The sequence below is a fragment of the Hallella colorans genome, from assembly GCF_003096815.1.
GTDB lineage: Bacteria > Bacteroidota > Bacteroidia > Bacteroidales > Bacteroidaceae > Prevotella > Prevotella colorans.
Map to the genome: position 1 here is coordinate 26,779 of NZ_QENY01000015.1, position 23,184 is coordinate 49,962.

Annotated in this window: 13 protein-coding genes and 1 riboswitch; of the genes, 8 read left to right on the forward strand and 5 right to left on the reverse strand. The window is 47.7% G+C overall.

The genetic code is table 11. The features are described 5' to 3' along the window. Positions 1-466 precede the first annotated feature (466 nt). The 8 genes from hflX to C7379_RS08275 all read left to right on the forward strand — a co-directional run bounded on the left by hflX (position 467) and on the right by C7379_RS08275 (position 15,864). Positions 467-1,714, forward strand: a complete 1,248-nt coding sequence (gene hflX / locus C7379_RS08240) for a GTPase HflX (RefSeq protein WP_116616880.1) — start codon at positions 467-469, stop codon at positions 1,712-1,714. A gap of 143 nt (positions 1,715-1,857) precedes the next feature. Then, complete coding sequence (locus C7379_RS08245) at positions 1,858-3,711, forward strand: DUF4954 family protein (RefSeq protein ID WP_116616881.1); 1,854 nt, start codon at positions 1,858-1,860, stop codon at positions 3,709-3,711. A 46-nt stretch (positions 3,712-3,757) separates the two neighbouring features. Next, positions 3,758-6,667 carry a M16 family metallopeptidase gene (locus C7379_RS08250; protein ID WP_116616882.1) on the forward strand — a complete coding sequence of 970 codons (2,910 nt, stop codon included), beginning with the start codon at positions 3,758-3,760 and terminating at the stop codon, positions 6,665-6,667. Between the two features lie 123 nt (positions 6,668-6,790). Then, a complete protein-coding gene (locus tag C7379_RS08255) occupies positions 6,791-8,446 on the forward strand; it encodes a fumarate hydratase (protein ID WP_116616883.1) in 1,656 nt (551 codons plus the stop codon). Between the two features lie 208 nt (positions 8,447-8,654). Then, positions 8,655-8,752: riboswitch (TPP riboswitch) on the forward strand. A gap of 26 nt (positions 8,753-8,778) precedes the next feature. After that, positions 8,779-11,166 (forward strand): TonB-dependent receptor, encoded by a 2,388-nt coding sequence (locus tag C7379_RS08260; RefSeq protein ID WP_116616884.1) that lies wholly within the window; start codon positions 8,779-8,781, stop codon positions 11,164-11,166. A gap of 164 nt (positions 11,167-11,330) precedes the next feature. Next, positions 11,331-11,912, forward strand: a complete 582-nt coding sequence (gene pnuC / locus C7379_RS08265; protein WP_116616924.1) for a nicotinamide riboside transporter PnuC — start codon at positions 11,331-11,333, stop codon at positions 11,910-11,912. A gap of 189 nt (positions 11,913-12,101) precedes the next feature. Further along, a complete protein-coding gene (locus C7379_RS08270; protein ID WP_116616885.1) occupies positions 12,102-13,154 on the forward strand; it encodes a DUF7309 domain-containing protein in 1,053 nt (350 codons plus the stop codon). 631 nt (positions 13,155-13,785) lie between these two features. Beyond that, on the forward strand, positions 13,786-15,864 hold the full coding sequence (locus C7379_RS08275; RefSeq protein ID WP_116616886.1) for a TonB-dependent receptor plug domain-containing protein: 2,079 nt from the start codon (positions 13,786-13,788) through the stop codon (positions 15,862-15,864). Positions 15,865-16,013: 149 nt separating this feature from the next. Here the strand turns inward: C7379_RS08275 and dnaA are convergent, their stop codons facing one another. From dnaA to C7379_RS08300, 5 genes are all read right to left on the reverse strand, one after another. Next, positions 16,014-17,423, reverse strand: coding sequence for a chromosomal replication initiator protein DnaA (gene dnaA / locus C7379_RS08280; protein WP_116616887.1), 1,410 nt, complete (start codon positions 17,421-17,423; stop codon positions 16,014-16,016). 379 nt (positions 17,424-17,802) lie between these two features. Further along, entirely contained in the window at positions 17,803-18,726 is a 924-nt protein-coding gene (locus C7379_RS08285; protein WP_116616888.1) for an MlaD family protein, read from the reverse strand. Between the two features lie 23 nt (positions 18,727-18,749). After that, a complete protein-coding gene (locus tag C7379_RS08290; RefSeq protein WP_116616889.1) occupies positions 18,750-20,033 on the reverse strand; it encodes an N-acetylmuramoyl-L-alanine amidase family protein in 1,284 nt (427 codons plus the stop codon). 52 nt (positions 20,034-20,085) lie between these two features. Then, the gene (gene folB / locus C7379_RS08295; protein ID WP_165815049.1) at positions 20,086-20,466 is read right to left on the reverse strand and encodes a dihydroneopterin aldolase; all 381 of its coding nucleotides are present in this window, start codon (positions 20,464-20,466) and stop codon (positions 20,086-20,088) included. A gap of 9 nt (positions 20,467-20,475) precedes the next feature. Further along, on the reverse strand, positions 20,476-23,049 hold the full coding sequence (locus tag C7379_RS08300) for an adenosylcobalamin-dependent ribonucleoside-diphosphate reductase (protein WP_116616891.1): 2,574 nt from the start codon (positions 23,047-23,049) through the stop codon (positions 20,476-20,478). Between the last annotated feature and the right edge of the window lie 135 nt (positions 23,050-23,184).

Consider the following 23,184-nt stretch of genomic DNA (forward strand, 5'->3'; position numbering starts at 1 on the left):
ACAAAAGGATTTGTTTTTTTATATACGCAGAATACAAGAGGGGTGTTGTCAAGTTTTTTGGTCAGTTTGTCCAGCCCGACACAACGTTTCAGGCGCACGCTCTCACATAGTCCACCAACATGCGGCAACACATGCGTTCATCGCGCTACGCTCAATGATGCAAGAATGAGAAAATAGCCGTGACATCACGTCCAAGCCATTTTTTTCCTCTCAAAAATGATTGGGCAATTTGTTTTAACGTGGTTTTTAGTTCAGCAATCGCTCGAGACGATTCTTACGTTCTTATATTTGCAAAGCAAGGAAGAACATTAAATATCATCAAATAATATATTGACAATTAGTTGGAAATCAACGCAATGGTTTACGATGTACAGGCCATGAAATTATAGCGGCATCAAAAAAATACACATAATCCTAACATTTTCCAATCTTTTCATTATCTTTGCAATAACATAAAAAACAGAGAATGAAAGAATTTGTGATTTCAGAGGCCAAAGCCGAAACCGCAATATTAGTGGGCCTTATCACACCCCAGCAAGACGAGGTCAAGACAAACGAATATCTCGACGAGCTTGATTTCTTGGCCGACACAGCGGGCGCCGTCACCGTGAAGCGATACACGCAGCGCGTGAATGGGCCCAACCAAGTGACCTATGTAGGCAAGGGAAAATTAGAGGAAATAAAAACATATATCGAAAACGAAGCCGACGAGGACAGGGAAGTGGGCATGGTGATCTTTGATGACGAATTGTCGGCCAAGCAGCTACGCAACATTGAGAACGCGCTCAAAGTGAAGATACTGGACCGCACATCGCTCATTCTCGACATTTTTGCCATGCGAGCGCAGACCGCCAACGCCAAAACTCAGGTAGAACTGGCGCAATACCGATACATGTTGCCTCGACTACAACGCTTGTGGACACACCTTGAGCGGCAGCGCGGTGGCGCGGGCGCGGGCGGAGGAAAAGGCTCTGTGGGCCTGAGAGGGCCGGGAGAGACACAGCTTGAGATGGACCGTCGCATCATATTGCAACGCATCACGCTGCTGAAACAACGCTTGGTAGACATAGAAAAGCAAAAAAACACGCAGCGCAAAAACCGTGGACGACTCATCCGCGTGGCCTTGGTGGGATACACCAACGTAGGCAAATCGACCATCATGAACATCTTGGCCAAGAGCGACGTGTTCGCGGAGAACAAGCTTTTTGCCACGCTCGATACCACGGTGCGCAAGGTGGTCATCGAGAACCTACCTTTCTTGTTAGCCGATACCGTGGGATTTATACGCAAACTACCCACCGACTTGGTGGACTCTTTCAAGTCGACGTTGGACGAGGTACGCGAGGCCGACTTGTTGGTGCACGTGATAGACATCTCACATCCAGACTTTGAGGAACAGGTCAAGGTGGTGAAAAACACGCTGAAAGACCTTGACTGCGCTGAAAAACCCATGATAATGGTCTTCAACAAGATAGACAATTATCATTGGGTGGACAAAGAGCCCGACGACCTCACACCCGAAACCAAAGAGAACGTGACGCTCGACGAACTGAAAAAAACGTGGATGGCAAGGCACGACGAGGATTGCATCTTCGTGTCAGCGAAGCTCAAAGAGAACCTCGATGAGTTGCGAGATACTCTGTATCGCAAAGTGCGCGAGCTGCATGTACAGAAATATCCCTACAACGATTTTCTGTATCCCGTGGACGACTGATACCTCACAAAACGCGGCGCGACATGACAAACGAAAGCCGGCATTTAGCCATTTAACCCAACCCAAGACCGTTTCTCCAAACCCAGCAGATCGCTACACCCCACACCAAGAGGCCGGTTGGAAAGGTTACACATTATATTATTATGGAATACAGAAAACTTACCGACGAGGAAATCATTACGCTCGAGGACCGCAGCTGCTGGGCCGAAGACTGGAACAACATCAACGTGTCTGACGACTTCAAGCCGAAATACATGCACCGGGTGATGCTCTACGGCGAAGTGAACATTGGCGCATTCGAAAAAAACGTGGAGGTGTCCAAGGGATTTTGGAAACATTCGGGCATTAACAACGCCACCTTGCGCAATGTGACTATCGGCGATGACTGCCTGATAGAAAACATCGGCAACTACATCAACAACTACGACATCGGAGACGACTGCCATATCTCAAACATTTCCACCATCGAAACCACCGAGGGAGCGACCTATGGAGAGGGCAACTTGGTATCGGTGCTCAACGAAGTGGGCGATGGAAACGTGATACTCTTCAGAGAATTGAACAGCCAGTTTGCCGCCTTCATGGTGAAACATTTCGGCGACCGCGAGCTCAAAGACGCCATTCGGCGCATCATCCGCGAGGAAATAGAGATGACAACGCCCGACAGGGGAACCATCGGCAACCGTGTAAAGATAGTGAACACCAAGGAGATAACCAACACCGTGGTGGGCGATGACTGCGAGATAAACGGTGCCGCCCGCCTAAGCGACACAACCATTATGAGCTCGCCAAACGCCACTGTGTACATCGGCACGGGCGTGATATGCGAAAACTCGATCATAAGCGACGGTTCTTCCATTATCAACTCGGTCAAGATGCAAGACTGTTTTGTGGGAGAGGCTTGCCATATCAGCAACGGTTTCACGGCGTCTGCCAGCGTGTTTTTTGCCAATAGCTATATGAGCAACGGCGAAACGTGCGCCGCGTTTTGCGGCCCATTCACAGCCAGCCACCACAAAAGTTCACTGCTTATCGGTAGCATGTTTAGCTTCTACAACGCTGGGTCGGCCACCAATTTCTCCAACCACGCCTACAAAATGGGACCGATGCACTGGGGCATTTTAGAGCGAGGAACCAAGACCGCAAGCGGAGCCTACGTGCTGATGCCAGCCACTATCGGCACGTTCAGCGTGTGCTTCGGCAAGCTGATGCACCACCCCGACACGCGCAACCTGCCATTCTCTTACCTCACGGCATACGGAGACACGATGTGCTTGTCGCCCGGCAGGAACATCACGACCGTCGGTTTATACCGCGACATACAAAAATGGCCCAAGCGTGACCTGCGACCCAAAGGCTCGCAAAAGAGCATTGTCAACTTCGACTGGCTGTCGCCATTCTCCGTGGGCGAAATCGAGAAAGGCAAAAAAATACTTGAAGCCCTCCGCGACGCATCGGGAGAGGATGTCTCTAAATATAATTTCCACGAGTATGTCATCAATGGCTCGTCGCTCAAAAAAGGCATCAAATACTACGATATAGCCTTACGTATCTATATGGGAGCCGTGCTTAAGCGCGTGCGCAGGCGCGACCCGGACCTCAACCCGCCTACCACGCCAATAGGAACAGGAGACTGGAATGATTTGTCCGGACTGCTATTGCCCGACTCTGAAGAGCGGCGCATCATTAAAGACATCAAAAATGGCACGCTCGACACGGTGGAAAAAATCATCAACAGGTTTATTGAGATCAACGAACACTACCGCGAATACCAGTGGACATGGACCTATCGACTCATTCTCGACTACTATGGCCTGACAGAACTAACCGAGGAAGCTGCCGAAAAGATTAAACAAGACTACGTGGACGCACGTAGAGCGTGGGTGGCCGAGATACGTAAAGACGCCGAGAAAGAATTTAAAATGGGCGACGTGGAACAAGAAGTGCTCGACAATTTTATCAATAGCCTTGACCACGAAAAAGACTATGAAAACTAAAAACAGCGCTGGCATTATAACGATTTAATACCTAAATATTAATACAATGAATTTAAAACTCATCACGGCCTCATTGGCCACGTTCTTAGCTTTGACCATAAGCGCTAAGGACTATCACTACAAAAGCGTGGCAGGAGACCCCATGCAAACACGCATCTACACGCTTGACAACGGCCTGAAAGTGTACCTATCCGTCAACAAAGAGAAACCACGCTTGCAAACTTACATCGCCGTGCGCACAGGCTCGCGCAACGATCCTGCCGAGACCACAGGCTTGGCCCACTATCTGGAGCATCTCATGTTCAAGGGCACAAAGCTATACGGCACAAGCGACGCGCTGGCCGAGGCGCCGCTACTTGATGAGATTGAGCAAAGATACGAGGATTATCGCCGACTCAAAGACCCCACAGCGCGCAAGAAAGCCTATCATGAGATAGACTCCGTATCGCAGATAGCCGCCAAATACAACATCCCGAACGAGTATGACAAAATCATGAGGTCGATAGGAGCCGAGGGAACCAACGCCTATACTTCCAATGATGTGACATGCTATGTGAACGACATTCCGGCCAATGAGATAGAATCATGGGCCAAAGTAGAGAGCGACCGATTCAGAAACATGGTCATCAGGGGCTTCCACACAGAGTTGGAGGCCGTCTATGAAGAGTTTAACATTGGTTTGGCCAACGACTCAAGAAAGATGTGGGAGGCCATGTTCAAAAAACTATTCCCCACACATCCATACGGCACGCAGAGCACCATCGGCACCCAAGAGCACTTGAAAAACCCATCTATCACGAACATTAAAAACTATTTCAACCGCTACTACGTACCCAACAACATAGCCATCTGCATGGCTGGAGACTTTGATCCTGACAAGGTCATGGCCATTATTGACAAATATTTCGGCGATTGGCAAAGAAGCTCCACACTCTCTCGCCCTGAGTATGCGCCCGTAGCCGACTTGGTGGCGCCCACGGACACGACGGTCATAGGCCAAGAAGCGGAGCATTTGATGATCGGATGGAAGACTCCAAACGCGGCTTCTTATGACACAGACACACTTAGAGTGATAGCCGATATACTGAGCAACGGAAAAGCCGGACTGTTTGACGTAGACCTCAACCAGCCCATGCGAGTGCAGTCGGCAAGCGCGTTCAGCGAGAGACTACACGATTATGGCATGTTCATTTTGTACGTGGTGCCCACCCAAGGACAAAGCCTGGAAGAGGCGAAAGGACTTGTACTCGCCGAGATGGAAAAACTGAAAAAGGGGCAATTTGACGAAAAACTGCTGCGCGCGGTAGTGAACAATCTGAAATTGGACTATTACAAATCGCTGCAAAGCAACAGCGACAGGGCTGACAAGTTTGTCAATGCGTTTATCAATGAGTGCAAATGGGAAGACGAGGTGCGTGCGCTCGACCGAATATCAAACATGACCAAGCGGCAAATCGTGGACTATGCCAACCGTCATTTACGCGACAACTATGTCGTGGCGTACAAGAAAAAGGGCGTGGACAACAGCGTGAAGAAGATTGACAAGCCTGCCATCACGCCCATCCCGACCAATAACGACATGCAAAGCGACTTTCTCAAAGATATTGTCAACGCCAAAGTGGCGCCAATAGAGCCTCGCTTTGTGGATTTCAGCAAAGACCTGAGCAAACGCGACGTGGACGCAAAAACCGTGTTGTTATATAAGAAAAATGACAGCGACGGCCTGTTCAACTTGGAATTTGACATACCTGTTGGACGTGAAAACGACAGTCGCCTACAGATGGCCTCATCCCTTTTCGACTATGCAGGAACAGCCAAAATGTCGGCAAACGACATTAAAAAAGCGTTCTACGACTTGGCCTGCGACTTCAACGTGAGCGTGAGGCCCAACCACACACGGCTCTCTTTGAGTGGCCTAAACGAGAATATGCCTGCCGCGCTCAAGCTCTTCACCAACCTTTTGGAGCATGCCACCATCAGCAAGGCAGACTATGACAAGGTGGTGGGATTGGTCTTGAAATCGAGACAAGACAGCAAGCAGAGCCAAGGAGGCACCTACACGGCCTTGATAAGCTATGGCGTTTATGGCAAAACAAGCCCCTATCTGAACAGCATGACAGAAGAACAACTGAAGGCTTCTGACGGCAACGAGTTGCTTTTGGTATTGCGAAACGCGCGCCATCTCAACCCTATGACCATCATGTACTATGGCCCGACAGACGAAAAAACATTGCTGTCGCTCGTGAAAAAAGACTATCCGCGCCGCAATGTAAAGGCTACACAACCACTGAACACGGTGAGATACACAGCTCAACCTACGCCGAAAAACGAGATATTGTTAGCCCATTATGATGCCAAGAACATCTACATGGTGCAATACAACAACGCCAACCGTGTGTGGAACATGGACAACGCTCCGTTGGTCTCCATGTTTAACGAATACTTCAGCGGCGGCATGAACGCCATAGTGTTCCAAGAACTGCGCGAGGCAAGGGGCCTGGCCTATTCCGCCTCGGCCAGATACAACGCACCTTACAGACTGGGAGACAAGGAGTATTTCAACACATTCATCATCACCCAAAGTGACAAGATGATGGATTGCATCGGTGAATTTAACAACTTGCTCAACCACATCCCACAAAACCAAGCCGGTTTCGAGCTCGCAAAGCAAAGCCTTCTCAAAAGCCTTGCCACAAATCGCCATACGCGTTTCAACACGCTTAACTACTACATGACCATGAGAGAGCTTGGCTTGAACTATGATATCGACCAGAAAATATACGACAAGATTCCAAGTATCACTCTCGACGATATCGTCAATTTTGCCAAAGAACGCATCGCCAACAAACCATACAAATACCTGATCGTAGGCGATGAGAAAAACTTGGATACCAAATCTCTGGAAAAAATAGCTCCTATTCGTCGCGTAAGCGAGAAGGAAATATTCGGATTTTAAGATAAGTTACCGGGACATGCGAAATATGTCCCGGTACATTCACCTCTTCCTTTTCGAGCCACGACTTTAACAAGGGCATCATAGAGCGTACACATTTAAACTATATACAAAAACTTTATACTTATGGGAAAACCATTAGAATTCAACTATGCGCCCATGTTTCAATTGGGCGAGGACAAAACAGAGTATCGACTTCTGACCAAAGAGGGGGTCAGCACGGCCGAATTTGATGGCAAACAAATTTTGAAAGTAACCCCCGAGGCGCTCACATTGTTAGCCCAACAAGCTTTTCACGATGTGGAATTCATGCTTCGTCGGGAACACAATAAGCAGGTGGCCAAGATCCTCGAAGACCCCGAGGCGTCTGAAAACGACAAATATGTGGCCCTTCAGTTCTTGCGAAACGCGGAGACAGCGTGCAAGGGAGTGTTGCCCTTTTGCCAAGACACGGGCACCGCTATCATCCACGGAGAAAAAGGACAACGCGTCTGGACCGACTTCGAGGACGAGGAAGCGTTGAGCCGAGGCGTCTTCAACACGTTCACGCAAGACAACCTACGCTATTCGCAAAACGCCCCGTTGAACATGTACGATGAGGTGAACACCCGTTGCAACCTGCCCGCCCAGATAGACATCGAGGCCACAGGGGGAGACGAGTATCGCTTCGTGATGGTGGCAAAGGGCGGTGGTTCCGCGAACAAGACGTATTTCTACCCCATGACAAAGGCCACCATCCAAAACGAGGGAACGCTCATGCCATTCCTCGTTGAGAAGATGAGAAGCCTCGGCACGGCGGCCTGCCCACCCTATCATATATGTTTTGTCATCGGCGGCACGTCCGCGGAGAAAAACCTTCTCACCGTGAAGCTCGGCTCTATCAAGTATTATGACGAGCTGCCCACCACCGGAGACGAGACTGGGCGGGCGTTTCGAGACATAGATCTGGAAAAGAAACTGCTGGTCGAAGCGCAAAAAATAGGTCTTGGCGCACAATTTGGCGGCAAATACTTGGCGCACGACATCCGTGTCATCAGGTTGCCGCGCCACGGAGCCAGCTGCCCCATCGGCATGGGCGTAAGCTGCTCGGCCGACCGCAATATCAAGGCCAAGATTAACAAGGACGGCATTTGGATAGAGAAAATGGACAGCAACCCATCAGAGCTCATACCCGAGGCATATCGCAAACAGGGAGAAGGCGCCGAGGGCATAGATATTGACCTCGACAAAGGTATTGACGCCGTGCGAGCCGAACTTACCAAATACCCCGTGTCCACACGCGTCAGCCTCAATGGCACCATCATCGTAGCGCGCGACATCGCACACGCAAAGCTCAAGGCTCGCCTTGACGCCGGCGAGGAAATGCCACAATATTTCAAAGACCATCCCATTCTCTACGCCGGACCGGCAAAGACTCCGGAGGGATTGCCTTGTGGCTCCATGGGACCAACGACGGCCAACCGCATGGACCCTTACGTAGACGAATTTCAAGACCATGGGGCCTCTCTCGTGATGATAGCCAAAGGAAACCGCACGCAGGTGGTTACCGACGCATGCCAAAAGCATGGCGGTTTCTATCTGGGAACCATTGGCGGAGTGGCCGCGGTGCTATCGCAGAGCAGCATCAAGAGCATTGAGTGCGTGGAATACCCAGAGCTTGGAATGGAGGCCATTTGGAAAATAAGGGTAGAGCACTTCCCGGCTTTCATCCTCGTGGACGACAAGGGTAACGACTTCTTCAAACAATTACCCACCTGCAACAACTGTGGAGTGAAAAAATAAGATCTCATTCATTAGATTTTTACGATAATCCATCTCAACAGCATAACAACTGTCGGGATGGACTTTTTTTTTTGAATGCAGTTAGTCTTGCGAGACACATGGCCGAAGACAGGCTAAATAGGCAGACGAGCGACGCAATTTTGTTCTTTTTGTACAAATTATTGCACAATTACATATTAATTAGGTAACTTTGCGCATGGATAACAAAATGCTATTCAAGGGGTGCTTGTCTGATTAGACGGCTGAGAACATACCCTGTAACCTGATCCGGATAATGCCGGCGTAGGAAGGATAAATCCCCTGTTTTATTAATATTTAATGTCATTACATCAATGAAAAAATTGATTTGGACTTCATCCTTGGCTATGGCAGCATGCATTGCTTTGCCTCTTAACAGTCAGGCACAAAGCAAAGACTCTATGAAGCTGGCCGAACTACAAGAAGTGACTGTCAAAGCCGTTCGCGCATCAAAAAACGCACCGTTTGCCGTTGCAAACATCAACAAAAAAACATTGAGAAACTTTGCCAAGACCGGCCAAGAACTTCCGCTACTCTTTGCTCGCACGCCCGGAATACTCGCTTGGAGCGAGAACGGCGTGGGCACTGGATCCACCTATATGCGCATTCGTGGAGCGGCAGGCAGTCGTATCAACGTCACGCTCGATGGCGTAGCGCTCAACTCTCCCGAAGACCAGACCGTGTTTTGGGCTAATATGAACTCATACGCCGCGCTCTTAGGGTCCGCCCAAATCCAACGCGGCATCGGCACGTCAACCAATGGTGACGGCGCCTTTGGTGGCACCATATCACTCAACATGGCCGCGCCCAGCGAGAAACCAAGCCTTGAGGTGAATGGCTCTTACGGCAGCTACAACACCGCCAACATGGGTCTGAACTTCTCCTCTGGCTTGCTTTTAGGACATCTCATCGTCGATGGAGCCTACCATCACACCACAACAGACGGTTTTGTTCATGGCACATCCGGCAATTCCGGCTCTTTTTATGGCGGACTTACATGGCTGGGCAACAACCTGACCGTGCGTTATAAAAACGTGGGAAACTACGAACACACCGGCCAGGCATGGAGCGGCGTAACCGCGGGAAATGGCGATTACAGCATGAACAGCTACGATGGCGTGAAAACTTACAAAGACATGTACGACCGAGGGCTGGGACGTTACAACAGCCTATACGAGGCTTTCACAACCGATGGGAAAGGAGACTGGAGCATTTCGCGCTATAAAATGAGCGACGGCAAATTGTGGGAGAAAACCACCGACAACTTCACGCAAGACCACAACATACTCTCTGCCACGTGGCAGCCTTCGGCACGATGGACCCACAACGCAGCCCTGCACTACACATATGGGCATGGTTACTACGAGGAGTTTCGCCCAAGAAAGAAGTTCAAGGACTTTGGCATAGTCGCCACCTACAATGACAACGGTACAAGCAAACAGATAAAGAAAGCCGACTTCGTACGTAGGAAAGGATTGACACAGCACGCTTACGGCTTGGTTTACAACAGCAACTACACCGACGAGCACAACGACATTATCTTCGGAGCCAATATCCAGCAGTTCCGTTGCAACCACTATGGTTTTATAGATTACATTCACGCCAAGGAGAGCCCAAATATACAGCTCACAGCCCCCTACGATACAAAACTTAAAAAATATTACGATTCTGACGCAAAAAAGAACGATTACGCTGTTTACATCAAAGAGACTTACAAGATTACACCCGTCTTCGACATCTTTGCCGACGTGCAATACCGCCACGTGGACTACACCACAGACGGTATCAACGACAGGTTCTACAAGCAAACGGACGGCACTTTCAAAAACCAGCAACTCAATATCAACAAACACTACAACTTCGTCAACCCCAAAGCAGGCGTTAGTTTTCACCAAAACGGTCACCACGCTTACTTCTCCGCGGCCTATGCCAACCGAGAACCCGAGCGCAACAACTTTACCGATAACGGTTCTTACCCCGCACCCAAAGCCGAGCGCCTACTCGATTTCGAGGCTGGCTACAATTACAGCGGCACGAGCTGGCATGCCGGGGCCAACTTCTACTACATGGGCTACAAAGACCAATTCGTGCAAACCGGCGCACAGAGCGACATTGGCGAAAACCTCACCACAAACATAGCCAAGAGCTATCGCACCGGCGTTGAACTGACAGCCGACTGCGCCCCACTCGCATGGCTCTCCATCGCAGGCAACGCAGCCCTGTCCATGAACAAAATAAAAGACTTCGACGAGGTCATCGAGACGCGTGACAAAAATTGGATAAAAATAGCTCCAACTGTCAAACACTATGACAACTCCACGTTGGCCTTCTCGCCATCAGCCATCCTCAACGGATTCGTCGATTTCCACTATGCCAACATGCAAGCCGTTTGGCATACCAACTTCGTGAGCCAGCAGTATGTGGATAACACCGAGAACAACGACCGGTCGTTGCCAGCCTACAGCCAAACAGACATCAGGCTCAGCTACACATGGCAACTGCCCCAAAACCGATCAGCGCTCAAAGAAGTGGTATTTGGCATGAACCTTAACAACATCTTCAACGCTCACTATGCCTCATCAGCGTGGGTCTACTCCGCTATCGTAGGCCAAGATCACCCAGAGAGCAACCGTTACTACCAAATGGGCTATACGCCCATGGCAGGTTTCACGGCGCTGGGCAGCGTGGCGCTGCGTTTCTAACGAAGTTTTAAAATTCGGATTTCACAATTTCAATTCATGATTTATTGCTTTTAAAACATAAATCGTGAATTGTGAAATTGTGATTTCCCAATAATACAAACATGCAATTTGTCTTATACACGCTCGACATTTACACCCACTCCGACCCTTGGTTCACCTTTTTCATGGCACATTGGCTCGACATCACCACCACCATTCTCGGCTTAGCCTACATCCTGCTGGAATACAAGGCTTCCATTTGGCTTTGGATCGTGGGTTTCGTGATGCAAGCATTAGACATCGTGCTCTATTACGAGAAAGGGCTTTATGCCGACTGTGCCATGGAGTTTTATTACATCGCGATGACCATCTACGGTTTTTGGACTTGGAAATTCGGCAAAAAGAAACATCAGCGGCAAGGCGAACAGTTGCCCATCACCCACTTCAAGCGCAACCTTATCTTGCCGTGGACACTCGGCACCCTCGCCATTTGGCTCATATTGTGGTATTGGCTCACGCAGATAGGGTCCACCGTACCAGTGGCCGACGCCTTCACCACGGCCTTAAGTTTCGTCGGAATATGGGCGTTGGCGCGCAAATATCTTGAGCAATGGCTCATATGGATAGTGGTGGACGTGGTGACTTGCGCACTCTATTTCTACAAGGACATACCATTCAAAGCTTCACTCTACGGCCTGTACGTAGCAATAGCCATCTTCGGTTATCTTAAATGGCGGCGCGACATGCAAGCTCACCGCGAAGCATAACGCACATGCACTCAACCGTTAGAGAGCAGTGGCGCAAAATGAAATAAAAAAAAATAAACGAAAGTTTATTGCCCAATACGCATTGTTTTCACCAAACAATGCGTATTTTTACAAATGAGCATATCTGCGCACACAGTTCCCCGTAAGTCAAAATGCACCATGCCAACGTCATAAAAAAATAAAACAAAAATGGGAAAAAACATCCTCACGGACGACATGCTTCAAGCTGCGTTTGCGTTCAGAAAACAAGAACCTTGGAATGTATTGGGCGATTATAATGTCTTTGCCGTGAAACTATCATGTGGAGAGACAGGCTATTGCTCTGTCATGGGTGAGGCTGGCATCATGCATGGACTTGGCCTGTACGTTGGGCGAAAGCAATTCTCAAGTTTCCTACGAAGCCTAACGATTAAAAAAGAACCACACTACGAATTTCTCGAGAACATCACGTTGTTGAACTATATAGTATGTTCGTTCGATGCGGCCAAAGACATAGAGGCTAACGACAAGAAACGCATCAGGGAATTCTCGCAACGAACCAACCAAACCATACCACGAAAAAACGGCTGGCCCAATTTCATAAAGTATAAACCAAACCATGCTCCTTGGCGCATAACCGACAAGCAAGACGCCCAAAACTTAACCGAGGCCATGCGAGCCACCGTGTTTCTGGCATCGTACATGATCGAACATCCGTCTGAAAACGTGGGCTTTGGCCCCGAAGGCGACTATCCCGACTACCGTGGCGGCAAAACAGTGCCAATGCTTATTTCCACAGGCGAGGAGCAATATGAATGGAGTACCACCCAACTTCCAGCTTTCGAGGATGAGGAATATCCTGTAGTTCAATTTGACAATGACATCATGGCGCACCGCATCAAGAAACTGCCCAAAGACCAACCATTGTGCTGCCGCATGTTGCATATGCACCAACCAGCATTAACAGACCAGCATTCTACACCAATATATCCCCACTTGCTACTGGTTGTAGGCAAAGAAGATGGCTATGCCATCCCCATCATGGGCAAAGACATCAATATCGACGCTAAAGAGATGCTCAATAAGCTGGGTGAGACAATATGCGACATCGGCAAGAAACCTGAGGAAATTGAAACCGCCGGAGACAAGACATACAACCTGTTGAAACACTTCTGTGAGAGATGCGACATACCGCTCCACAAGAAAAAAAAGATGGACGAGGTTTGGGAAGAAGTGGCGACATATATGTATACCGTATTATAATATTAGCAAGCAACATTCCAAGTGGATGTTTAAGACATGCGTGAGTGCCATACCAAACTTTTGGGCATGGCACTCACGCAAATTGAAAAAAATCGTCTATCAGGCATATCTACCTTTCTGAAAAAATCAAACAAAAAGCATTTCAGACAACTCCAAATAGCAAAGCAAGGGCTTTTTATTTGAAATTCTATAAAAACAAACCTTTTGCGCAATTGCCAACAAATCAATATCTTACTGCAAAAAATCATTATCCATGTTGTTGGCGTGACTTTTCGAGCCTGCGATTAGACCTTATTCGTCTTGCGATTAAGCCCTAAACGGCGTGCGTTTAGCCATCATTCGCCATGCGTATAGTGTCTAAACAAGATGCCATTAAGCACTAATCATCGCCGCAAAATATAAATTCCAGATTTATTTAATCTTTTAAAGCAACCTTTGACAGCAGGAAAAGACCAAACAACAAATATTTTTTTGCTGTTTGGTCAAAAAGATAACTCCTATTTTATGACCTTTTGTTGACAATCCTGCCATTACTTATATTTGAAAAAAAAGAACAAACAGTGATTACCTTTGAAGAAAATTCATAAAAAAACACGGTTTAACTCAAAAAATAGTAATTTTGCACCGATTTATGAAAAAACAAATGTTTAACAAGCGCTCCGCGCTCGTCTTCAAACAGTTCAACCGCAAGGGCTACAGCCTTTTTGCCGCATTGGGCAAAGAGGTGCTCATAAGCGTGCTGAGCGTTGCCACGCTTTCGCACGCCAAAGCCAATGGCTTGGAGGTACCCTCGATGGTTGAGGCAGACACTGCCAATGTTGGAGAGCAGCGCATAGACGAAGTACTGATTACAGGCTCACGAGCGCCGCTGACTGCCATACAGTCGGCCCAGATTGTGAAGGTCATCACGCGCGACGACATTCATCGTGCGCAGGCACAGACCCTCAACGACATTCTCAAACTATCCACAGGCGTAGATGTCCGTCAACGCGGTGGATTTGGCGTACAGACGGACATCTCTATCAACGGCGGAACGTTCGACCAGATCGCCATTTTGCTTAACGGAGTTGCGTTAACAAGTCCACAAACTGGACACAATGCGGCCGATTTCCCAATCTCTTTGTCAGACATAGAGCGCATAGAAGTGCTTGAGGGCGCCTCGGCCAAGGTGTTTGGCGTCTCTGCTTTCAGCGGCGCCATCAACATCGTAACCACCCCTGACGCGCGAAGCAACGTTCGAGCCAAGATCGAGGGGGGCTCCTTCGGAAGCCTCGGGGCAGACGCTGGCTTGACCGTGGCAGGACTGGGCAACAAGCGAGGTACTCTCTCCACGAGCCACCAGCTCTCCGGAGGATACACGCGCAGTGATGGAGGTACAGACAACGCTGATTTCAAGAAAGGGCGCGCTTTCTACCAAGGTTTCATGTCTGCCAAAAACATAAACCTGAATTGGCAGGCAGGATTTGTCACCAAAGACTACGGCGCCAACACTTTTTACTCGCCCAAATTTCCGAACCAATACGAGGAGACGACTCGTTTGATGGGTTCGCTGGGCATGAACATAAAGCCTTTTGCCGGAAATGACAGCAAGTATCTGTCACGCCTCGAGATCGTACCTCGCCTTTATGGTCACCGTGATTACGATCACTTCCAGCTCATAAAAGGCAAGGTGGGTGCCAAGGCAGGCGAGAACTATCACCGTGTGGACGTATACGGCGCGGCGCTCAACATGAATTTTGACTGGGCAGCTGGGCGGTCGGCCATCGGTGCGGATATCAGCAAAGAGCTGATACTCTCAACCGCATACGGCGAACACCTGCCCGAGAGCGAGTGGCAACGCATCAAAGACACCGAGCGGTCATACGCACGCAAGGGCGTTCGAACCAACACGAGCCTTTTTGCCGAGCACAACATCATATTGGGCGGATTAACCATATCGGCCGGAATCATGGCCAACAAGAACACGGGATTGGACAATGACTTCAGGTTTTATCCCGGAGTGGACTTGAGCTACAGACCCAACGACCATTGGAAGTTCTACGCCAGTTGGAACAAGTCGTTGCGAGTGCCCACCTACACCGATCTGTACACCAACAATCCGGCGCAAAAAGGTGACCTCAACCTCAAGCCCGAACGCAACTCCACGCTTAAAATTGGCTCAAGATTTCGCGCCAATGGTCTGAACGTCGTGGCGTCAGCTTTTTACAGCAAAGGCGAGAACATGATAGATTGGGTGTACGAGACGAAAGAATCCAAGAAATATCACGCATTGAATATCGGCAAATTGGACAACATGGGGTTCAACGTGGAGACCAACCTCAATCTGTCGCAACTGCTCATCCACAACGTGGGCGGCGAGCCGACACTTCTGAAACTTGGCTATGCCTTCATACACCAAAACCACGAAACCACGCAGAAGATATACAAATCTCTCTACGCCTTGGAGTACCTGCGACACAAATTTGTGGCCGAACTGTCACACCCCATCGTGAAAAAGTTGTCGGCATCGTGGGCGTTGCGTTGGCAACAACGCATGAACGGCTACCATCCATACGCAAAATTGGACGGCAGGCTAACATGGAGCGAGCCCACGTGGCAACTTTTTGTCAAGGCTGACAATATCACCAACCATCGATACTATGATATTGGCGCGGTACCACAACCAGGCATTTGGATCATGGCAGGTGGCAATATCAAGCTAAATTTCTAAAGAGATAGCAACATTTTTAAACCAGATAAAAAAAAGCGGAGGCCTTGACCATTACGGTCAAGGCCATTTTTATGGAATGAAGAAAAGCTGATTGTGCATAAGCCAAGCCGAAAAGGAACAGGGAAACACCACCGGCGTTTCCCTGCTTATTATCTCTTGAGCTTAAAAGAGTTTTCTATAGCGCTTACATCCGCACCGAAGGCCTTGTCCACCTGCATGCGCCTCTGTACTTGCGCACAACTGTGAATGACGGTGGAATGATCTCTGTTTCCAACTAATTTACCGATTCGTCCAGCTGGCATTTTTGTGTATTTTTGGGCTAAATACATCGAGACTTGTCGTGCCCTGACATAGTCTTGCTTACGGCTACGAGAGTTTACCTGCGCCGCGGTGACATTGAAGTGCACGCAAACCTTGTCCAAAATATCGTCGACAGTAAGCGGCTCGTCATCCAATTTGACCGCACGCTTGATGACTCTCTCGGCCAAACGCATGTTGATATCACTGTTATAAACAATGGAATATGCCATCAACGAGTTGATAACACCTTGTAAATCTCGCACACTTCCACTGGCGGTTTCTGCTATAAAATGTATTACGTCGCTCGGAATATTAAGTCCATCGCGGCGTATCTTGCTCTTGAGAATGTCTATACAAAGCTGTTTGTTAGGCTTTTCAAGTTCCGCAATCAGGCCGCATGAGAAACGCGTGAGCAACCTGTCGGGCATGGTCTTGAGCTCAATGGGTGGACGATCCGAGGCCAAGATGATGCGCTTGCCGTTACGAAAGAGGTGGTTGAAAATGTGAAAGAACGTTTCTTGCGTCTTCACCGCTGTCATCCACTCCTGTATGTCGTCCACGATGAGCATGTCTATCGTTTGGTAAAATGCGATGAAATCGTTTATACTATTTTTCAACATCGCATTGGAGAACTGCACTTGAAACAATCGTGCGCTGATATAGAGCACTCGTTTTTGCGGATAAAGCTGCTTGGTATGCAGACCGATTGCGTTAATAAGATGCGTCTTGCCACATCCCGACGGTCCGTAGATGAACATAGGGTTGAACTGCATCGTATTGGGATGCTCCGCAATGGACAGTCCGACGGATCGTGGCAACTTATTGCTGTCGCCCTCAATATAATTGGAAAAAGTGAGATGAGGATTGAGCTGGGAGTCTATTTCTTGAGGGCGGGCAGCGTCAAGAATGGTCGGAGACTGGTTCGCTCCCACGCGATTGCGTGGTTTTTCCATCCCCGTCGAGGGTTCCGCCTCAAGCTCTTGGGAAAGGTTATGCTCCTTATCGGTAACGACTCGATAGGACAATCCCACCCCCTTTCCAAAACAATGGGTGAGAGACTTGCCAAGTAAATCCACAAAGTTTTCTTCCAAATACTCATACACATAGTGGCTGGGTACCTGTACAAGGATCATTTTTCGAGCTTCGTCGAAGTGCTCGAAAAGGATTCGTTTGAACCAAGAGTTATATACTTGCTCGGTGACATTCTTGCGGATAAGCGCAAGTGTTTTGTCCCAGCGAGCGTCAGGACTTACTTTCATTAGCAACTTTGGATTGAGACATGTAGTCTGTTTAGACAGTTCTTAGTCTTTATTGCAATTGCAAATTTAGCAAAGATTTTGCGTATTGGCAAATCGATAAAAGAGCCGTTTAGTATCTAATGGGATGTAACTAACTAAGATTACGAAGATTAGCCAAGATTAACCATAAGTGTTAAAAATAAACAACATAAAGGAATATAACATTTTGATAATGAAGATTATATCCCAAATCGTACATATTACAATTCCATTACGTGAAACATACGAATATAAAAGACGTTCCTTGTCAGTACACACAACTTCAGATTGTATCAAAGAGCGTGAAACATAAGGAACGTCTATTTAGACTGATTTTATATTAGCACTGGATAAATCTTTTTTATTTATCCCTTCTTCCAAATATCGAAAAGTGTATATAGCGTTTAGGATGGGCCTTGAAGTTGGTGACCAAGGAGTCTGCGCTCATCAATGTGGAATTGAGATTATTGTATAGCGTTGGGTCGCTAAGCAGAAGTCCTAACGTGCTATGTTTGCTATTCATCTTGGCTGTGATGTTTTGTACATTGTCAAGTGTGTTGTTCACCTTGCTCATCGTGCCCTCAATGTCTATTGCTGCCAAGTTGGCTGTTATTTGAGATGTGTTGTCAAGGGTAGTGTTGGCCTTGCCGATGGCCATCTCTGTTTTGTTCATAATCCCTGGCATGCGTGTGTTGAGATTGGTTATCAACCTGTTTAGGCTTGCTGTAGTGGTAGTTAGTTCGGCCGAAACACGCTGCACATTGTGCAACGATTTTGCGATAGCAGGGTCGGCCATAAGCGTGTTAACACTCGTCAAAATGCTATCGGCTTTTGGGATAAGCTGCTTGATGGCTGGCATCAATTGGGCCACAGCCTCTTGCAACCCAACTTCTAAAGAGCCTGAAAGTGTATCGCCGGGCTGACAAATTCCATTGGCGGGATCAGCCAGAAGAAGGTTCATCTTCACATTTCCCATTAGATCACTCGATATCACCGCTTTGGAACCGTGGGGTATTTTGAGATTTTTGTTTACATCCAAAGCGACAATTACCCCTTGCCCTCCATCGTAATCGTAACTAATACCATCAACTAATCCTACCTTAAAGCCATTGGCATAGATTGGGTTGGAGTTTGAAAGCCCACTAATATCTGCAAAGCGGATATAGTACGTGTTATTGTCTGAAAAGACGGAATGGCCTTTCATGAAGTTGATTCCGAAAAATAACAGTACCACACCAACTATGGCTACGGTGGCAATCTTAACCTCGTTTGTAAAAAATTTCATACGTAATATTTTTCAATGATATGTTAACGGTTGGCTTTGAACTCTTCTATGGCCTGATTGACATTCATTCTCTTGCCATCTTTGAAAGCGATGATAAAACATTCTGGAAACTTGTCGAGGATTTCCTTGCGTAATCGGTATATCTCATTATAATTGTTACTTGCACCATAGGTGTATTTATTGAACCCGCCGTCTTCATAAAACTCGCAATCCTTAAGCCCTTTAAAGTTGGTGTCATCAGCTTTCAACGTAAATTTACTGGCAAAAATTTGGATCTTGAAAACAGGCTTGGATTGGGTTGTGGATGTTGGCGAAATGGATGCTTTAGATGCCTTTTGCCCACTCCCGGCAGTCTTTGGACGTGTGCCTGACGTTTGGGGGGATGAAAGTGTAGGGGCGTCAACAGGCTGCGTGGGTTGTGAAGGGCGTGGCTCTATGGATTGTTTGGCAGGAGCTGGTGGATCTACTGGCACGGTTTTAGCCCTGCCGGCAGCCTTGCCTGTACGGTAAGGCACATTGATATTGTCGTCATACTTATTCTTATAATGAACGAACGCATTGTACATACCCTTAACATAGCTATCAAGCCCAGCATCAGAATTCAAGAAGTTTTCTTCTTCCGGGGTGGAGATAAAGCCCAACTCGAGCAGTACGGCAGGCATAGAGGTTAGCCGTAAAACCGCCAAATTGTTTTGATGCGATCCGCCATCGCGACGGCCCGTGGCTTTGCACACTTCACGCTGCATGAGCCGAGACAACTCAATGCTGCGCTCACGATTCTTGTCTGCGATAAACTCAAACATGATATCACTTTCCACAGAATTGGGATCAAAGCCCTTATAGACCGTTTTATAGTTATCCTCCAAATAAATAACTGCATTTTCTCGCTTGGCCACATCAATGTTTTCGAGTATGCCCCCGTCTCCAGTTCTCTGTCCTCTACCTAATGTATAACTCTGAAAACCGCTAACCGCACGATTGCCCGTGACCGCATTGATATGCACAGATATAAAAAGATCCGCTCCCTTTTTATTGGCAAACTCCGCCCTTTTCTTTAGAGGCACGAACTCATCCGTCTTGCGTGTGTACGAAACGCGCACGTCTGGACAGTTGCGTTCAATCATGCTGCCAAGAGCCAGAGCATACTTTAAGGTAAGGTTTTTTTCATGAGACACAGCTCCCGGGGCTCCCCAGTCCTTGCCGCCATGCCCAGCGTCTATGACAAGTTTGAACTTGCCATTAGCCCCCAAACACATTGGCGTAAACGTCATCAGTGTTATCAAACAAACAAATAGCCTCTTGAGCATAGTGAAAAAAGTATTTTGCAAATGTAATGAAAAACTATTTCAAAACCCAATTCTATCTTTGGGTTTTATCATTTATTAAATATAATTCCACTCCAGCACCGTCACAATCGGCTCCCATGGGCGGATTAAGCTTGGTTAAACGCAACAAAAGCGAGACCACTTCTGGCCAACGACAGAAAATACGCTCACCAATTCGCCGCGCAACATGTTCTAAAAGCTTTGAGGGAATACCCATTTCGCGCCGCACTATGTCATAAACTTGCGCATAGTTCACGGTGTCAGCGACATCATCGGAGACCATCGGGCGCTCTAAATCAACTTGCAAACGCAAGTTTAAGACATAGTCATTGCCCGTTAATTGTTCCTGCGCATCCACGCCATGATAAGCGTGGAAACGCAGGTTTTGAATATAAATATAACTGTCTTTTAGCATGTACACGTTCTATCCACAACGGCTTGCGCCACAATTGGTACAGATGAGGCATCCTTCTTGGTACACAAGTGTTTCCTGTCCACATACCGGGCATGTTTGTCCCGGTGCATTGGTGCCATCCACGACATATTTTTTTAGGGCACGCTCAACGCCATTCTTCCATGTATTAATGCTCTCGTCCTTGAGTTGCAAAGAGCCAACGAGTTTGATAACATGGCCTATTGGCATACGGTACCGTAACACGCCAGATATTAATTTGGCGTAATTCCAATACTCTGGATTAAACTTAGAGCTGAGCCCTTCTACCGTAGTCTTGTAGCCACGCTTATTCTCAAACTGGAAATCGTAACGATGAGTGCCATCCTCGCAGGTTTGCTTGATAATTTTTCCCTTGACAACAGACTTGGGCAATACAATGCCCTCGTCATCGTCTTGCAAGCCAGTGAAGATCTCATAAGGATACCCATCAAGCAGGCCGACAAACGCAACCCATTTGTCTTTGTTGTTTTGGAAGCGCACAACGTCGCAATCTAACACCTTGGGACGAACCTCCTGAACAAGTGGGAGACTTGGAATTGGAACTGTAATAGGTGCTGGTGCCTCTCGATGTTCATCTTTTTTCTTGTCTTTTTTTGATGCAGCGATCATCACTCCAGACCTACTTCCATCCCTATAAATGGTACATCCCTTGCAGCCCGAGCGCCAAGCCTCAACATAAAGATTGTTTACCAATGTTTCGTCTACGTCGTTAGGAAGGTTCACCGTAACCGATATGCTATGGTCTACCCACTTTTGAACGGCTCCCTGCATACGCACTTTCATGAGCCAATCCACATCATTGGCAGTGGCCTTATGATACGGTGAGCGTGCCACGAGGGCGTCTATCTCTTCTTGTGAATACTTCTTGGAAGTGTCAATTCCATTCATTTCCATCCACGTGAGGAACTTTTGATGGTAAACTATGTACTCCTCGAAAGAGTCGCCCACCTCGTCGACGAAGTCCACATGTACGTCAGTATCGCCCGGGTTGACCTTGCGGCGACGCTTGTAGACTGGCATAAACACTGGCTCAATGCCGCTCGTAGTCTGTGTCATGAGCGAAGTGGTGCCCGTTGGAGCAATGGTTAGGCATGCGATATTGCGCCTACCATATTTTGTCATGTCCTCGTAAAGCTTTGGGTCCGCAGCTTTCAAGCGGTTCACAAAAGGATTGTTTTTCTCTCTTTCGGCATCGTAAATCTCAAATTTACCACGCTCACGCGCCATGTCCACAGACGAACGGTAAGCGTTCAGAGCTAAAGTTTTGTGTACATTCACAGAGAAATCCGTGGCTTCTTGAGTGCCATAGCGCAGCCCCATGGCTGCCACCATATCTCCTTCGGCCGTGATACCCACGCCCGTACGGCGTCCAAGCCCACTCTTATGCTGTATCTTTTCCCAAAGATGGTACTCGGTAGCTTTCACCTCCTGACTTTGTGGGTCCTTTTTTATCTTAGCCATGATCATGTCGATTTTTTCCATTTCAAGGTCGACAATATCATCCATGATACGCTGAGCCAACTGTACATGTTTGGCGAATTTGTCATAATCAAACCGCGCCTCCTTGGTAAAGGGCTTGTCAACATAGCTGTACAGGTTTAGACTTAACAACCTACAGCTGTCGTAAGGGCACAGTGGTATCTCACCACAAGGGTTTGTGCTGACCGTGCGGAAACCCATATCGGCGTAACAATCAGGTATACTCTCACGCTCGATGGTATCCCAAAACAGCACTCCCGGCTCTGCGCTTTTCCATGCGTTGTGCACTATTTTCTCCCACAACTTACGTGCTGAGATTTCTTTTCGTACCTCAGGTTCATTGCCTTTGATAGGAAATTGCTGCTCGTATGGTTTGTCACTGACGGCAGCTTCCATAAACTCATCGTCTATTTTAACGCTTACATTAGCACCTGTCACTTTGCCCTCGGTCATCTTGGCGTCTATGAACGCTTCCGAATCTGGATGCTTAATGCTCACCGACAACATCAAAGCGCCACGGCGTCCATCTTGCGCCACCTCTCGAGTGGAATTGCTATAGCGTTCCATGAAAGGCACAAGCCCCGTGGAAGTAAGCGCAGAGTTGTTCACAGGACTACCTTTTGGGCGTATGTGACTGAGGTCATGCCCCACTCCGCCGCGACGTTTCATGAGTTGCACTTGCTCTTCGTCTATTTTCATAATGGCACCATAGCTATCGGCATCTCCATCAAGTCCAATTACGAAGCAATTGCTCAGCGAGGCCACTTGATGATTATTGCCAATACCTGTCATCGGGCTTCCTGCCGGGATAACATAGCGGAAATGGTCCAGCAAGTCGAACACTTCTTGTGCGCTTAACGGATTTTTATACTTTTTTTCGATACGAGCTATCTCGTTGGCAATACGCCAATGCATTTGCTCGGGTGTTTTCTCAAAAATATTGCCAAAACTATCCTTCATGGCATATTTGTTCACCCATACACGAGCAGCGAGTTCATCACCGCCAAAATACATAAGAGAGGCCTCGAAAGCCTCGTCGTATGAATAAATTTTTTGATTTTCCATCAGATATATAGTAAATATTATATCAACATCATATATATTGCAAAGCTACAAAAGAAAAATGAAAAAAGAATAACTTTTAAAGATTAAAATCGCAGAAGTATTACCTTTATATATAATTTTTATATCTTTGCATCA

Coding starts and splice junctions, on each gene's coding strand:
- hflX (WP_116616880.1), top strand. CDS start 467: ATGAAAGAATTTGTGATTTCAGAGGCCAAAGCCGAAACCGCAATATTA.
- C7379_RS08245 (WP_116616881.1), top strand. CDS start 1,858: ATGGAATACAGAAAACTTACCGACGAGGAAATCATTACGCTCGAGGAC.
- C7379_RS08250 (WP_116616882.1), top strand. CDS start 3,758: ATGAATTTAAAACTCATCACGGCCTCATTGGCCACGTTCTTAGCTTTG.
- C7379_RS08255 (WP_116616883.1), top strand. CDS start 6,791: ATGGGAAAACCATTAGAATTCAACTATGCGCCCATGTTTCAATTGGGC.
- C7379_RS08260 (WP_116616884.1), top strand. CDS start 8,779: ATGAAAAAATTGATTTGGACTTCATCCTTGGCTATGGCAGCATGCATT.
- pnuC (WP_116616924.1), top strand. CDS start 11,331: ATGGCACATTGGCTCGACATCACCACCACCATTCTCGGCTTAGCCTAC.
- C7379_RS08270 (WP_116616885.1), top strand. CDS start 12,102: ATGGGAAAAAACATCCTCACGGACGACATGCTTCAAGCTGCGTTTGCG.
- C7379_RS08275 (WP_116616886.1), top strand. CDS start 13,786: ATGAAAAAACAAATGTTTAACAAGCGCTCCGCGCTCGTCTTCAAACAG.
- dnaA (WP_116616887.1), bottom strand. CDS start 17,423: ATGAAAGTAAGTCCTGACGCTCGCTGGGACAAAACACTTGCGCTTATC.
- C7379_RS08285 (WP_116616888.1), bottom strand. CDS start 18,726: ATGAAATTTTTTACAAACGAGGTTAAGATTGCCACCGTAGCCATAGTT.
- C7379_RS08290 (WP_116616889.1), bottom strand. CDS start 20,033: ATGCTCAAGAGGCTATTTGTTTGTTTGATAACACTGATGACGTTTACG.
- folB (WP_165815049.1), bottom strand. CDS start 20,466: ATGCTAAAAGACAGTTATATTTATATTCAAAACCTGCGTTTCCACGCT.
- C7379_RS08300 (WP_116616891.1), bottom strand. CDS start 23,049: ATGGAAAATCAAAAAATTTATTCATACGACGAGGCTTTCGAGGCCTCT.